Source organism: Nocardia sp. NPDC046473 (assembly GCF_040645995.1).
Lineage (GTDB): Bacteria > Actinomycetota > Actinomycetes > Mycobacteriales > Mycobacteriaceae > Nocardia.
In genome coordinates this window covers 283,428-298,040 of record NZ_JBEYZJ010000003.1, presented here as the reverse complement: position 1 = coordinate 298,040, position 14,613 = coordinate 283,428, and the positions used below count along the sequence as shown (strand labels likewise).

Sequence of the window (14,613 nt, the reverse complement as noted above, 5' to 3'; positions counted from 1 at the left end):
TACTGCTCCGTCGAGCGGATTCGCGCAACTCGTAGCGACTTTTCCCCGTGCGGACCCGGATCGGATCCCCACTCGCACTGGGGACATCCGGTCAACCAGCCACTTTGCCGAACTTTTGCCAGCCAGTCATGCGCCGTTCCGAATATTCACCTAACTTCCAGCGTCCCTGACGAATGGAGTTCGACAATGCGATTATCCAAGGCGTTGCTCACGGCAGTTCTGCTGGCGAGCACCGCACTGGCAGGCGCCGCGCCACTGGCGCACGCCGACGACCACGAGCGAGTGCGCGTGCTGACCTGGAACATCCTGCACGGTGGCCGTGAGCCCACGCCGGACAATCTGAACGACCTGATCGATCAGGTGATCGACATCAAACCGGACGTGTTCTTCGCCGTGGAGACCTACGGCTCCGGCGAAACCATCACCGACGCGCTGACCCGCCGCGCACACAACGGCCGCTACACCGGAGTGAAGATCACCGACCGCCCCGCCGGGTCGGACAACCTGTGGATCTTCACCAGGTACGAGGTCGTCGCGACCTATCAGAAGCCGCAGGGCGGCCCGGTGAGCGACTTCAATCTCGGCGGCGTTCGGGTGCGGGTGCCGCACGACGGCGAGCTGAATCTGTTCGCCACCTGGCTCACCTACACCGACCCGTGGGACGGCTATCTGATCGACGAGAACGCGATCGACCGCCGCGACGGCCGCGAACCGCGCCATCCTGTCGCCGCCGTCGTGCAGGCGGAACGCGCACAGACGCAATACATCACCGACATCGTGAACAACCAGATTCCGAAGATGCTCGGCGGCAACACCGCGCCGGTGCTGATGGGTGGCGATTTCAACACGCTGCCCGGCGCGGATTGGACGCCGAGCCAAGCGAACTGTCCCAACCACTTCGGGCTGAGTTATCCGCTGACTGCTACCAAGGCCGTCACCGACGCGGGCTTCGTCGACACCTTCCGCGCGGCCAACCCCGATGTCTGCGCCGTCCCCGGCCGCACCTGGAGCCCGCTCCCCACCGAGAAACTGCTCACCGATCAGCGGATCGATTTCCTCTTCGCCAAGGGCAAGATCGAAACGCGCGCGGCCCGCGTGGTGGATCAGCGCATGCGGCGGCACGGTCCCGGAGTCTTCTACTCCGATCATGCCGCCGTCGTCAGCGACCTGAAGGTGCGCTGGTGACTTCCTGACAATAAAGGGCCGGTACTCGCTGAGTACCGGCCCTCGACTGGTCAGTTCATCGACGACGGCGCGTGCGCCGCAACGAAGCCCGCTGCCGCACGGCCTTGCGGCGCAGCGAAGCCTGCTCGGTGCGTGCGCGTTCCTGCAGCGCCACGGTGGCCTCGCGCAGCGCTTCCTTCTCGTGCTCGGCCTTCTCGCGCAGCGCGCGCTTGGCCTCGCGCAGCATTTCCTTCTCCTGCCGCGCCTTCTCCTTGAGCACCACCTTGGCCTCGCGCATCGCCGAGCGCAGGCCGCGCCGCTGCCCGGTTTCCGGATCGACGCCGAGCCAGCTCGCGGTGTCCGAACTAGGCAGCGACGGCAGCGTGATGCCGGCGAACTTGCGTTCCGAGGAGGTCTCGGGCGCGTTGTCGGCGGTGGCTTTCAGGAAACGGTCCGGCAGGGCGAGCTTGTGGATGGTCCGGAAGGCGAGCAGGTACTGCTTGCCGAGCGAGCCGGTGGTGTAGGGCAGGTCGTATTTGTCGCACAGCTCGCGCACCCGCACCGCGATCTCCGGGTACCGGTTGCTCGGCAGGTCCGGGAACAGGTGGTGCTCGATCTGGTAGCAGAGGTTGCCGCTCATGAACGCCATTGCGGGCCCGGCCTTGAAGTTGGCGCTGCCGAGCATCTGCCGCAGGTACCACTCGCCGCTGGTCTCGCCCTCGAGCTGCTCGATCGTGAATTTCTCGGCGCCGTCGGGGAAGTGGCCGCAGAAGATCACCGCGTAGGCCCACAGGTTGCGGGCCAGGTTGGCGGTCGCGTTCGCCTTCAGCGTCGACATGAACGCCGGGCCGGTGAGCGCCGGGTAGAACAGGAAGTCCTTGGCCACCTGCCGGGCGATCTTGCGGCCGAACTCGCGGTTCGGCTCCGTCATCAGCCCCTTCGGCGTGCCGGACAGTTCCTTCTCGATGCTCCAGTCGTGCAGCGCGATGCCCCACTCGAAGGTGGCGGCCAGCACCAGGTTGGCCAGCGGCTGCACCAGGTGGATCGGGCGCCAGTTCTCGTCGCGGGTCATCCGCAGGATGCCGAAGCCGAGGTCCTCGTCCTTGCCGAGCACGTTGGTGTAGGTGTGGTGGGAGTAGTTGTGCGCTCGCCGCCACTGCGACGACGGCCCGGTCTGATCCCACTCCCAGGTGCTGGAGTGGATCTCCGGATCGTTCATCCAGTCCCACTGCCCGTGGCTGATGTTGTGCCCGAGCTCCATGTTCTCGACGATCTTGGCAACCGACAGCATCGCGGTGCCGGTGAGCCAGGCCCAGCGGTTACGGCTGCCGAACAGCACCGCGCGCCCGGCCATCTCGAGTGCGCGTTGCGCGGCGATGGTGCGTCGGATGTATTTCGCGTCACGCTCGCCGCGTGACTGCTCCACCGAGCGGCGGATCGAATCGAGCTCCTGCCCCAGTGTTTCGATGTCTGCCGCAGTCAGGTGGGCGAACGCCTGAATATCGGTGATTGCCACCGGGTGTCCTTTCGCTGCTCAATTTGATTTGAGGGTACCCAAAGAACGTCGGCGGCGTCCCGAGCCGAGGCCCGGGGCACGCTCAGACGTCAAGGGTGCAGTCGCCCGCCGCGGCGGAGATGCAGGTCTGCACCTTGTCGCCCTCGCGATGCTCGTCACCGTTGCGCAGGTCACGCACGTGTCCGGAACTCAGTGTCACGACACAGGTTTGGCAGATGCCCATCCGGCAGCCGAACGGCATCTGCACGCCCGCGGACTCGCCCGCCTCCAGCAGGCTGGTCGCGCCGTCGACCTCGGCGGTGCGGCCGGTCTTGCCGAAGGTGACGGTGCCGCCCTCGCCGACCGCGGATCGTGCGATCTCGAACCGCTCCACGTGCAGCCGGTCCGCGACGCCCGCGTCGCGCCAGTGGTGTTCGATCTCGTCCAGCATCGCGGCCGGGCCGCAGGCCCAGGTCTGCCGCTCGCGCCAGTCGGGGAACTTCTCGTCGAGCCCGGCCAGCGCGAACTTGCCGTGCTCGCCGGTGAGGTTCAGGTGCGAGGTGAAACTCGGATGCCGATCGTGCAGGTCGCGCAGCTCGGCGCCGAACATGACGTCCTCGGCGGTGCGCGCGGAATGCAGGTGCTGCACGTCGGTGACCATGTCGCGCCGGTCCATCGACCGCAGCATCGCGAGCACCGGGGTGATGCCGCTGCCCGCGGTGAGGAACAGCACCTTCTCCGGCGGCGGGTAGGGCAGCACGAAACCGCCCTGTGGTGCGGCCAGCCGCACCACGGTGCCGACCGGGACGCCGCTGACCAGGTGGCTGGACAGGAAGCCCTCCGGCATCGCCTTCACCGCGATGGAGATGACGCGCTTGCCGCCCGCCTCCGGGTCCGACCAGTTCGGCGGGCAGGTCAGCGAGTAGGACCGCCAGTGCCAGCGCCCGTCGATCAGCACGCCGATGCCGATGTATTGGCCCGGCTCGTATTTGAAGTCGAAGCCCCAGCCCGGCTTGATCACCAGGGTGGCCGAATCCGCGGTCTCCTTGCGCACGTCGACGATGCGACCGCGCAGTTCGCGGGCCGACCACAGCGGGTTGGCCAGGTGTAGATAATCATCCGGCAGCAGCGGGGTGGTGACGCGTGCCACGGCCCCGCGCAGCACGTTCAGCCTGCCGCCGCGCTCGGCGACAGCGGCGGCCGGAGCCTCCAGCCACTCTCGCACGCCCCGCACGGAGAATCCCCCAGTTTTCGAGCTCATCGCTGCCGTTCGTCTTCCTGTAGGTCGGATGCGCTGCCCACGCAACAGCCAGGTTACGGCATCGTAGGTTAGCTGACGTGTCGTGGCCGTCACCCTTATCATCCCGGCCGACCGGCCGGCCGTCACTAGGTCCGGGCGATAAGGGAACGTCAGAGCAGTTCGAGCAGGAACGGCAATTCCTGCGCGGCGTACCAGGCCAGCTGGTGATCCTCGGCGTCGCCGAGCACGAATTCGGCGTCGGTGTCGCCGAGGTCGGCGGCGTCCACCACGTCGACGGCCTTGGCCACCTCGGGCTCGGCCTCGACCAGGTCCACGTGCACGCAGCCGATCTGGTCGTAGCTGATCGGCCCGGCCAGCTTGACGACGGCATCGTCGAGATCGGGGCGCAGCTTCGCGCCGGTCACGTCCGCGGCGATCACCGCGCGCCGATACACCGGCCGACCGGCCGCGACCGGCTCGGCATCGTCGGCCGGTTCGTCGGTCCCGTCGCGTTCGGCGGCGAGCAGGCGCAGCGAGGCGCGCGCGGCCTCGCCCATCGCCACCTCGGCGAGCTCCTCGTCGTCGCCGGAGGCGTAGGCCTCGCGCAGCGCCGGGGTCACCGCGAACGCGGTGCCGCCGATCGGGTGCAGTTCCCGGTTGGTGACGAGCTCGCGCAGCATCGGCACCGTCGCGGGGATATAGACCCGCATTTTCTCCTGATCAGACGCAGGCACCGAGCATCTCCTCCATGGAATCGCGCACCGACGCGGCCAGCACGCCGATGTCGGCCATCGCGTCGCGGTCGGCGTTGAGTCCGTAGAAAACGCGTCCGTCATAGGACGTGATCCCGATGCTCGAGGCCTGATTGCGCAGCAGCGGCGACACCGGATACATCTCCAGCATCCGCGCGCCGCCGATGAACATCGGAGTCTGCGGACCTGGTGCGTTGGTGATCACCAGATTGAAAGTGTGTTCTGCGAAGGTACTCGCCGCACGCACGCTCATGGCATGCAGGCTCGCCGGAGCGAACCCGGCCAGATGCACCAGCGTGCGCGCGCGAACGCCGCGATGCTGCCTGCCGTTGGCCTCGGTGGCGTGCGCGATATGCGAAAGACGCATCACCGGATTGGGCTCGCCGACCGGCAGATCGATCAGGAACGAGGACACCTCGCTCGCCGGTTTCAGCTGATCGCCGTCCGCCCCTTCGACATACACCGACATCGGCACCACCGCGCGCAACGTGGTCGATTCGATGAGGCCCTCGCCGCGCGAGAGCAGCCAGTTGCGCAGCGCACCGGTGACCACCGCGAGGATGACATCGTTGATCGAGCAGTTGAAGCGCTTGCGGATCTTGCGGTAGTCCTCCAGGTCGGTGCGCACCACGTCGAAGCGGCGGTTGCGCGAGGTGCGCGCGTTCAACGGGCTGTCCGGCGCACCGGTCGTCGCGGCGCGTACGGCGGAGACCACCGAGTCCATCGCCCGACCCGCGGCACCGATCACCGCGAAGGCGTGCCCGCTCGCGTGCCTGGCCACTTCGAGGGCTTCGCGCGGCTGGGCGGCCAGGTGCGTCAAGGCCCCGACGAGCAGTTCCACCTCGTTGGGTTCGCGCGGCGCGAGCCACGCGTCGTCGGCGAGCTCGCGCGGCGACGGGCCGGTATCGAGGATCACGTGGCCGATCTCCAGTGCGGTATCGCCGTCGACCAGGGCTGAATGCGTCTTGGTGAAGATCGCGCAGCGGTCGTCGGACAGGCCCTCGATCAGATACATCTCCCACAGCGGCCTGGTCTGGTCCAGCGGCCGGGAGGCGAGCCTGGCCACCAGTTCGTGCAGTTGCTCGTCGGTCCCCGGAGTGGGCAGGGCGGAGCGGCGGATGTGATAGGTGATGTCGAACTGGCTGTCCTCCACCCACACCGGGCGGCCGAGCGCGAACGGGATCTCGCGCACCTTGCGGCGATAGCGGGGAACCAGCGAGAGCCTGGCGTCGACCAGATCGACCAGCCGGTCGTAGTCGAGCACCGGTTCGGCGGTGCCGCTGCCCGGCTCGGTATTCCGGAGGATGGCGAGGGAGCCGATGTGGATGGGATTGCTGCTCGACTCGAGCCGATAGAACGACGCGTCCTGCGGCGTCAGTCTCGTGATCACGCTGCCCGGTGCTCCTTTTTCGATGCCGCCTCACGCCCATTGTGCTGTCGCCACAGGGTTTCAGCTCCTCCGTTGTGGCGTATCCGGTGAAATCGGCGATCCCCTTTACCCACCCGGCTCGGCGTGGCAAGCTGTTCGACTCGAGCAAGGGGAACTCGATTCGATCACAGGGGGACACCGAATGCACAGTCGACGGCCATCGCTTTCACCTGCACCGCGGCTCGAGCCGCCGCTGGATGGTGATCGGCCGGATCGCGGTCGGTCGGAGGCGTTGTCGCCACGAGCCGCGCTGCCCTGCCGTCGCATGCCGTCACATAGCGGGCCGACCGATCGGGTGGCCAAGCGACGCGCCCGGCACGACGGACGTCCTCTATCGTACGGCACCGACGGTGAAACAGGTTCCGCGGCAAGTCGATTCGCTGAAAGTTCGCTGAGACTGGTGCTCGAGGTGCTGGACGGCAGGCGCCCGGTGGTGCAGCTGCGCAGGCTCGCCGCACCGTCGGTGCTCGCCGCCATCGAGACGCTCGCGCGGTCCGCACCACCGGGGCATGGTCTCGGTCCTGCGCACCTGACCAAGCTCGGGGTCGAGCTGACCGGCTCCACCTCGGCCGAGGTGTACGGCAGCTATCAGCGCGGGCCCCGGGTCTTCGCGGTCGCCGCGTGCGTGGTGCTGCACCGGGCAGGCTGGCAGCTGACCGCGTTCCGCGTACTGTGAGAACCAGGGCGGACGACACGGCCACGCGCTGATCCGGCCGAACGGCGCTGCTCGTCGGCACCTACGATCGGCACCGCATTACCATGGGGCGGGCAGCGGATTCCGCACTCGGAGTGCGAACCCGCACGCCGGCCGTGAGCCCCACCCCGCGGCCCGGCGCCGACGACACGAAATGACACACCGACCAGAGGACTGACGAGACCCGTGCCTGCGCTGACACTGACGAGGTTGCTACGGATTGGTGAAGGTCGCATGGTCAAGCGGCTCGCCAACTTCGCCGATCAGGTTCTCGACCTCGAGTCGGAGTACGAGCTACTCACCGACGACGAGTTGCGCGGCAAGACCGACGAGTTCCGCGAGCGGTACTCGGACATGGTCGAGGAGGGGCACGCGGATCCGCTCGGCGCGTTGATGGCCGAGGCGTTCGCGGTGGCCCGCGAGGCGTCCTGGCGCGTGCTGAACCAGAAGCACTACAAGGTGCAGATCATGGGCGGCGCCGCGCTGCACACCGGCAACATCGCCGAGATGAAGACCGGTGAGGGCAAGACGCTCACCTCGGTGCTGCCCGCCTACCTCAACGCGATCAGCGGCGACGGCGTGCACATCGTCACCACCAACGACTATCTGGCCAAGCGCGACTCCGAGTGGATGGGCCGCGTGCACCGCTTCCTCGGACTCGAGGTCGGCGTGATCCTCGGCGGCATGACGCCCGCGCAGCGGCGGGTGTCCTACGGCGCCGACATCACCTACGGCACCAACAACGAGTTCGGCTTCGACTACCTGCGCGACAACATGACGCACTCGCTCGACGATCTGGTGCAGCGCGGGCACAACTTCGCCGTGGTCGACGAGGTCGACTCCATCCTGATCGACGAGGCGCGCACGCCGCTGATCATCTCCGGCCCGGCCGACGCCTCCAGCAAGTGGTACGCCGAATTCGCGCGCATCGCACCGCTGTTGAAGAAAGACCTGCACTACGAGGTCGACATCAAGAAGCGCACCATCGGCGTGCACGAGGCGGGCGTCGAGTTCATCGAGGATCAGCTCGGCATCGACAACCTCTACGAGGCCGCCAACTCGCCGCTGGTCAGCTACGTGAACAACGCGATCAAGGCCAAGGAGCTGTACTCGCGCGACAAGGACTACATCGTCCGCGACGGCGAGGTCATCATCGTCGACGAGTTCACCGGCCGCATCCTGGTCGGACGCCGCTACAACGAGGGCATGCACCAGGCGATCGAGGCCAAGGAAGGGGTGGAGATCCAGCCGGAGAACCAGACCCTGGCCACCATCACCCTGCAGAACTACTTCCGCCTCTACGACAAGCTGTCCGGCATGACCGGTACCGCCGAGACCGAGGCGGCCGAGCTGCACCAGATCTACAGCCTGGGCGTGGTGCCGATCCCGACGAACAAGCCGATGATCCGCGCGGACCAGTCCGACCTGATCTACAAGACCGAAGAGGCCAAGTTCGCGGCCGTGGTCGATGACGTCACCGAGCGGCACGAGCGCGACCAGCCGGTGCTGATCGGTACCACCAGCGTCGAGCGCTCGGAGTACCTGTCCAAGCAGTTCACCAAGCGCGGCATCGCGCACACCGTGCTGAACGCGAAGTTCCACGAGAAGGAAGCCGAGATCATCGCCGAGGCCGGCCGGCCGGGCGCGGTGACCGTGGCGACCAACATGGCCGGTCGTGGTACCGACGTCGTGCTCGGCGGCAACCCGGACATCATCGCCGACCTCATCCTGCGCCGCGAGGGCCTGGATCCGGTCGAGACGCCGGACGCCTACCAGCAGGCCTGGCTGCCGACGCTGGATCAGGTCAAGGCGCAGACCTCGGCGGACGCGGAGATCGTGCGCGACGCGGGCGGGCTCTACGTGCTCGGCACCGAGCGGCACGAGTCGCGGCGTATCGACAACCAGCTGCGTGGTCGTTCCGGCCGCCAGGGTGACCCCGGCGAGTCGCGGTTCTACCTGTCGCTGGGCGACGAGCTGATGCGCCGGTTCAACGGCGCCGCGCTCGAGTCGATCATGACCAGGCTCAACCTGCCCGACGATGTGCCGATCGAGGCCAAGATGGTCTCCAAGGCGATCAAGAGCGCGCAGACCCAGGTCGAGCAGCAGAACTTCGAGATCCGCAAGAACGTGCTCAAGTACGACGAGGTGATGAACCAGCAGCGCACCATCATCTACGGCGAGCGCAACCGGATCCTGCGCGGCGAGGACATGGAGGGCCAGGTCCAGAGCATGATCACCGACGTGGTCACCGCCTACGTCAACGGCGCCACCGCAGAGGGCTACGTCGAGGACTGGGATCTGGACAAGCTGTGGACGGCGCTCAAGACGCTGTACCCGGTCAAGGTCAGCTACAAGGATCTGACCGGCGAGACCGCGGTCGGCGAGGCGGGCGACCTCGGCCGCGAGGAACTGCTCGAGGCGCTGCTCGACGACGCGCACGAGGCCTACGAGCGGCGCGAGGCCGAGATCGACGGGCTGGCCGGCGAGGGCAGCATGCGCAATCTCGAACGGCAGGTGCTGCTTTCGGTGCTGGACCGCAAGTGGCGCGAGCACCTCTACGAGATGGACTACCTCAAGGAGGGCATCGGCCTGCGGGCGATGGCGCAGCGCGACCCGCTGGTCGAGTACCAGCGTGAGGGCTTCGACATGTTCGCGGCGATGCTCGAGGGCCTGAAGGAGGAGTCGGTCGGCTTCCTGTTCAACCTGCAGGTCGAGGTGCAGCAGCCGCAGCCGGAAGGCGTCTCGGTCGATCAGGGCCTGCGTTCGCCGGTCGGTGCGATGGCCGCGCCGCGCCCGCTGCCCACCGACGAGGCCCCGCTGCCCAACGGCAGCGCCGCCCCGGCGGCGCTGCGCGCCAAGGGCATCGACTCCGGCAGCCAGCGCGGCCTGAGCTACTCGGGCCCCGACGAGGGTGGGCACCGCGAGGTGCACAGCGACGCCGAGGAGTACGGCGATGGCACCACCCGCCGCGAGCGCCGCGAGGCCGCCCGCGCGCAGGACAAGACGAAGCGTGCACCTAAGCCGCGTCGTCGCCACTGACGGTTGACGCCGAAGCGCCCAGGGACTCCCGTCCCTGGGCGCTTGTGCGTTCCGGACCCGATGGCCGGTGGGGGCGCCTTTGCGCTGGAACCCGCCCGTAGTCCGGCGAACAGGCGTAGTTTCGGCGCTCGTGGACCGCAGCACAGTTGAGGCATGGGTCAGCGAATACGAACGGGCCTGGCGATCGCCGGGTACCGGGCAACTCGGCGACCTCTTCGCCCCCGAAATCGGATATCAGGTGTCGCCGTGGGCGGAACCGCTCACCGGGTTACCCGCGCTGGCGAAATTCTGGGAGACCGGGCGCGACAGCCCGGAGGAGTCGTTCAGCATGGAGCCGGAAGTCGTTGCCGTGGACGGACTTACCGCGGTAGTCCGGGCGGAGGTCGAATATCCCGACCAGCCCGCGCGCTGGCGTGACCTATGGGTGCTGCGCTTCGATCAGGACGGCCGCTGCACCTGGTTCGAGGAGTGGCCGTTCGCGCCGGGGCAGTCCGATGGGCAGGAACGAACCAGCGCGGCGCTACCCGGCTGAGTCCGCAGTGGGGAAAGTCCCCAGCGGCCGAGACCCGCTAGTCGATGGGTCGCGGACCGCTGCTGGTCTGCCAGTGTTCGTTGGCGTTCAGGGCGGTGAGCAGGAGGCGGATGGCGGCCACCCGGCGTTCTTTGCCGGGTAGCTTGTCCAGTGCGCACTCGGGGTCGGCGGGTGGGCCGAGGTGGGTGCAGCCGCGCGGGCAGTCCTCGATGGCGGCGGCGAGGTCGCTGAAGGCGGCGACCACGTCGTCGGGGGTGATGTGGGCCAGGCCGAAGGAGCGGATGCCAGGAGTGTCGATGACCCAGCCGCCCCCGGGCAGCGGCAGGGCAACGGACTGGGTGGACGTGTGCTTGCCCTTGCCGACGCCGGATACCGCGCCGACAGCCCGATATGCGTCTGGCACAAGGCGATTCACCAAAGTAGACTTACCGACGCCGGAGTGACCGATGAACGCGGTGAGGCGACCGGTGAGCAGCTCGAGCACCGGCTCCAACGGGTCGTCGACGCCGCCGTAAACGATGGTCAGGTCGAGATCCTCGAAGGCGGAAGCGAATTCGGACTCGGCGGCCAGATCGTGCTTGGTCAGGCACAGCACCGGATGCAGTCCGCCGGCATACGCGGCGACCATGCAGCGCTCGACGAATCCGGTGCGCGGCGGCGGGTCGGCGAGGGCGACCACCATGAACAGCTGCTCGGCATTGCCGACGACGATCCGCTCGAACGGATCGGTGTCATCGGCGGTGCGCCGCAACACCGTTCGACGTTCGGTGACCCGCACGATGCGCGCCAGCGAATCGGGTCGGCCGGATAGATCGCCGACCACATCCACCTCGTCGCCGACCACGATGGGCGTGCGGCCGAGCTCCCTGGCACGCATGGCGACGATGTGCCTGCTCGGATCGCCGCCGAGCACACAGCCCCAGCGGCCGCGGTCCACCGAGACCACCATGGCGGATTCCGCATCACTGTGCTGCGGACGGGTTTTCGTGCGCGGACGCGAACTCTTGCCCGGGCGCACCCGGACGTCGGATTCGTCGTACTCGCGCTTCCTCAGTGCGCCGCTCCTTGATCGGAGAGCGTCGGATCGAGCATTTGTTCCCACAGCGCAACGAAATTCGGCAAAGTCTTGGCCGTCGTGCCGATGTCCTCGATCTCGATGCCCGGCACCCGCAACCCGAGAATCGCTCCGGCCGTTGCCATTCGGTGATCGGCGTAGGAATGCCAACGGCCACCGTGCAATTCGGCGGGCACGATCTCCAGCCCGTCCTCGGTCTCGGTGACCTTGCCGCCGAGCCGGTTGATCTCGGTGGACAGCGCGGCGAGCCGGTCGGTCTCGTGGCCGCGCAGATGCGCGATGCCGCGCAACCACGACGGGGAATCGGCGAGCGCGGCCAGTGCCGCGACCGTCGGGGTCAGTTCGCCGACGTCGTGCAGGTCGATATCGATACCCGCCAGGCGATCGGGACCGTGCACGGTCAGCACGCCGTCGAAGACACGCGCCTCCGCGCCCATTCGCACCAGGATCTCGCGGATCACGTCGCCGGGCTGGGTGGTGAGCCGCGGCCAGTGCGGGATCTTGACCTCGCCGCCGGTGACCGCGGCGGCCGCCAGGAACGGCGTCGCGTTGGACAGATCCGGCTCGACGTCCCAATCCACCGCGCGGATCGGGCCGGGGGTCACCTGCCAGGTCTGTGCCAACCGGCTGTGTTCGGGCGCCTGCACCTGCACGTCGGCGCGGCGCAACATCTCCACGGTCATCTCGATGTGCGGCATCGAGGGCAGCGCCTTGCCGTCGTGATGCACGATCAGGCCCTCGTCGAACCGCGCCGCCGACAGCAGCAGGCCGGAAACGAACTGCGAGGACCCGGACGCGTCGATGGTCACCGTGCCGCCGCGCAGCGCGCCCTTGCCGTGCACGGTGAACGGCAGCGTGTTGCCGTCGATGTCGGCGCCGAGGGCGCGCAGCGCGTCCAAGATGGTGCTGAGCGGGCGAACTCGGGCCTGGGCGTCGCCGTCGAAGGCGACATCGCCCGCGGCGAGCGCGGCCACCGACGGCAGGAAGCGCATCACGGTGCCCGCGAGTCCGCAGTCGACGCCGGCGCCCTGCAGCGGGGCGGGCGTCACGGTCAGCGTGTCCGCGTCACCCTCGATGCTCGTGCCGAGCGCACGCAACGCGGCGATCATCAGGTTGGTATCGCGGCTGCGCAACGCACCGGACAGCGTCGAAGGACCGTCGGCCAGTGCGGCCAAGATCAATGCCCGGTTCGTGATCGACTTCGATCCAGGCAGGGTCACGGTCGCGTGTACAGGGACATCGACATGGGGCGCTGGCCAGAAACTCACGAGGCTAGCTTAATTGGCCGCGTGGCCGCGGCGTGGTTCGCGGCCCCTTAGTCTCGCGTCCGAGCGGTCGAGACTCGCGCCTTCGGCGCATGCGCTTCGACCGCTCGGACGCGAGACGGCCGCGAACGGGTCGCTCGTCGGGCTCGCTCCGTGGTGGTCGAGCCGGCGGGGACGCCAAGATTCCGGCTCGACTATTACGGGCTTCTCGCGCAACCGAATTCCTTACTTGTGCCGTCCGTGAATGAACGGAACCAGCTTGCGCAGCAGCTTCATGGTGGACTGGGTGCGCGAGTAGCTGAGCAGTGCCATGCCGGGAATCGCGAAGCGCTGCACCGCGATCGAGTGCGGGCGGGCGAATTCGCGCAGCCCCGGCTCGCCGTGGATGCGGCCGATGCCGGAGTCGCCGACGCCGCCGAAGGGCAGGCCGGGGATGGCGGCGAAGGCGAGCACCGAGTTCACCGAGGTGGCCCCGACGTGCAGTCTGCGCGCGATCTCCAGGCCGTTCTTCTTCGAGTACACCGCCGAGGACAGCCCGTACTTGGAGCTGTTGGCCAGCTCGACCGCCTCGTCGACGCCGTCGACCGTGCGGATGGTGACCGTCGGGCCGAAGGTTTCCTCCTGCACCGCCTCGGACTTCTCGTCCACGTCGACCAGCACCACCGGCTCGATGAACGGCGCCTTCACCGATTCCGGGCCGCCGAGCACCGCGGTGCCGCCGTTCTTCAGCGCGGACTCGATGTGGCGGCGCACGATATCGACCTGGCTGGGCATGGTCATCGGGCCGTAGGCGGCGTCCGCGCCCGAGCCCGGACCGACCTTCTCCAGGATCTTCTTCACCTCGGCGACGAACTCGTCGCGCACCGATCGGTCGACGTACACCCGCTCGACGCCGGCGCAGGTCTGACCGCTGTTGGCGGTGGCGCCCCAGGCGACCGCGTCGGCGGCGGCCTTCACGTCCGCGTCACCCGCGACGATCACTGCGTCCTTGCCGCCGCATTCGAGCAGCACCGGGGTGAGGTTCTCCGCGGCGGCGGCCATGATCCGCTTGCCGGTCGCGGTGGAGCCGGTGAATGCGAGCTTGTCGACGCCCGCCTTGACCAGCGCCGCGCCGGTCGCGCCATAACCGTTGATGGTGATGAACACGCCCTCGGGCAGCTCCGGGTTGGCCTTGGCGAACGCGTCGGACAGGAAATTGCCGATGCTGGTGGAGAATTCGCTCGGCTTGAACACCACGGTGTTGCCTGCGGCGAGCGCGTAACCGATGGAGCCGTTGGGGGTGTAGACCGGGTAGTTCCACGGGCCGATCACGCCGACGACGCCGAGCGGGCGCTGTTCGACCCTGGCGGCGAAGTTCGACATGAACGCGCCGGGGGAGACCTTCTTGGGCGAGAGCACCTTCTTGGCGTTCTTGGCCGCCCAGGCGATGTGCTCGAGCGCGAGCATCAATTCGAGGAAGGCGTCGTCGAGCGGCTTGCCGTTCTCCTCGTGGATCAGCTTGCAGAACTCGTCGGAGTCCTTGACCAGCTGGCTCGACCAGCGCAGCAGGTGCGTCTTGCGCTCGTCGTAGCTCAACGCGCCCCAGGTGGCGGCGGCCGTGCGCGCCTTCGCGACGGCCGCGAGCACCGCGGCCTCGTCCGCGATCGGATGGGTGCCGAGCACCGCGCCCGTTGCGGGATTGACCGACGTGAGCGCCGTGTCGTGGTCGGCCGGTTTGGTATCGGTGGATGTCACGATGAGTTTCTCCTCTTGCCGGGTGGATGCTCGGGACGACGTCGATCCCGGTGCTCCTGGCGGTGGCCGGTCGGTGCGCAAGCGTCAGCAGACGGGCACAGAGACTACCCATCCTCTGAGAGAATGGTAGGTCAAAACTCTCAACTGGTCACCAGCTATGACTCAATTGTCCATGAGATTGTCGGTGGTGGGTG

General features: G+C 67.9%; 11 protein-coding genes. 4 read left to right on the top strand and 7 right to left on the bottom strand.

Annotated elements, in window-relative coordinates:
- Positions 1-186 precede the first annotated feature (186 nt).
- Complete coding sequence (locus tag ABZ942_RS11440; RefSeq protein WP_357380789.1) at positions 187-1,185, top strand: endonuclease/exonuclease/phosphatase family protein; 999 nt, start codon at positions 187-189, stop codon at positions 1,183-1,185.
- Positions 1,186-1,240: 55 nt separating this feature from the next.
- Here ABZ942_RS11440 and ABZ942_RS11435 read toward each other — a convergent pair whose 3' ends face one another.
- The 4 genes from ABZ942_RS11435 to ABZ942_RS11420 all read right to left on the bottom strand — a co-directional run bounded on the left by ABZ942_RS11435 (position 1,241) and on the right by ABZ942_RS11420 (position 6,041).
- A complete protein-coding gene (locus ABZ942_RS11435) occupies positions 1,241-2,680 on the bottom strand; it encodes a fatty acid desaturase (protein WP_357380787.1) in 1,440 nt (479 codons plus the stop codon).
- 82 nt (positions 2,681-2,762) lie between these two features.
- Complete coding sequence (locus ABZ942_RS11430) at positions 2,763-3,920, bottom strand: ferredoxin reductase (protein WP_357380785.1); 1,158 nt, start codon at positions 3,918-3,920, stop codon at positions 2,763-2,765.
- A gap of 149 nt (positions 3,921-4,069) precedes the next feature.
- Complete coding sequence (locus ABZ942_RS11425) at positions 4,070-4,609, bottom strand: hypothetical protein (protein ID WP_357381860.1); 540 nt, start codon at positions 4,607-4,609, stop codon at positions 4,070-4,072.
- 10 nt (positions 4,610-4,619) lie between these two features.
- On the bottom strand, positions 4,620-6,041 hold the full coding sequence (locus ABZ942_RS11420) for a wax ester/triacylglycerol synthase family O-acyltransferase (protein WP_357380783.1): 1,422 nt from the start codon (positions 6,039-6,041) through the stop codon (positions 4,620-4,622).
- Positions 6,042-6,063: 22 nt separating this feature from the next.
- Here ABZ942_RS11420 and ABZ942_RS11415 point away from each other — a divergent pair, with 22 nt between their 5' ends.
- From ABZ942_RS11415 to ABZ942_RS11405, 3 genes are all read left to right on the top strand, one after another.
- Entirely contained in the window at positions 6,064-6,756 is a 693-nt protein-coding gene (locus ABZ942_RS11415; protein WP_357380782.1) for an Rv3235 family protein, read from the top strand.
- A gap of 204 nt (positions 6,757-6,960) precedes the next feature.
- Positions 6,961-9,813: a preprotein translocase subunit SecA gene (gene secA, locus ABZ942_RS11410; protein WP_357380780.1), complete on the top strand. Its 2,853-nt coding sequence runs from the start codon at positions 6,961-6,963 to the stop codon at positions 9,811-9,813.
- Between the two features lie 130 nt (positions 9,814-9,943).
- Positions 9,944-10,345, top strand: a complete 402-nt coding sequence (locus tag ABZ942_RS11405; RefSeq protein ID WP_357380778.1) for a nuclear transport factor 2 family protein — start codon at positions 9,944-9,946, stop codon at positions 10,343-10,345.
- 37 nt (positions 10,346-10,382) lie between these two features.
- Here the strand turns inward: ABZ942_RS11405 and rsgA are convergent, their stop codons facing one another.
- From rsgA to ABZ942_RS11390, 3 genes are all read right to left on the bottom strand, one after another.
- Positions 10,383-11,399, bottom strand: coding sequence for a ribosome small subunit-dependent GTPase A (gene rsgA, locus ABZ942_RS11400; RefSeq protein ID WP_357381858.1), 1,017 nt, complete (start codon positions 11,397-11,399; stop codon positions 10,383-10,385).
- Entirely contained in the window at positions 11,396-12,688 is a 1,293-nt protein-coding gene (gene aroA / locus ABZ942_RS11395; RefSeq protein ID WP_357380776.1) for a 3-phosphoshikimate 1-carboxyvinyltransferase, read from the bottom strand. The genes rsgA and aroA overlap by 4 nt, the downstream gene beginning before the upstream one ends.
- A 222-nt stretch (positions 12,689-12,910) precedes the next feature.
- Positions 12,911-14,419 (bottom strand): aldehyde dehydrogenase family protein, encoded by a 1,509-nt coding sequence (locus ABZ942_RS11390; RefSeq protein ID WP_357380774.1) that lies wholly within the window; start codon positions 14,417-14,419, stop codon positions 12,911-12,913.
- Between the last annotated feature and the right edge of the window lie 194 nt (positions 14,420-14,613).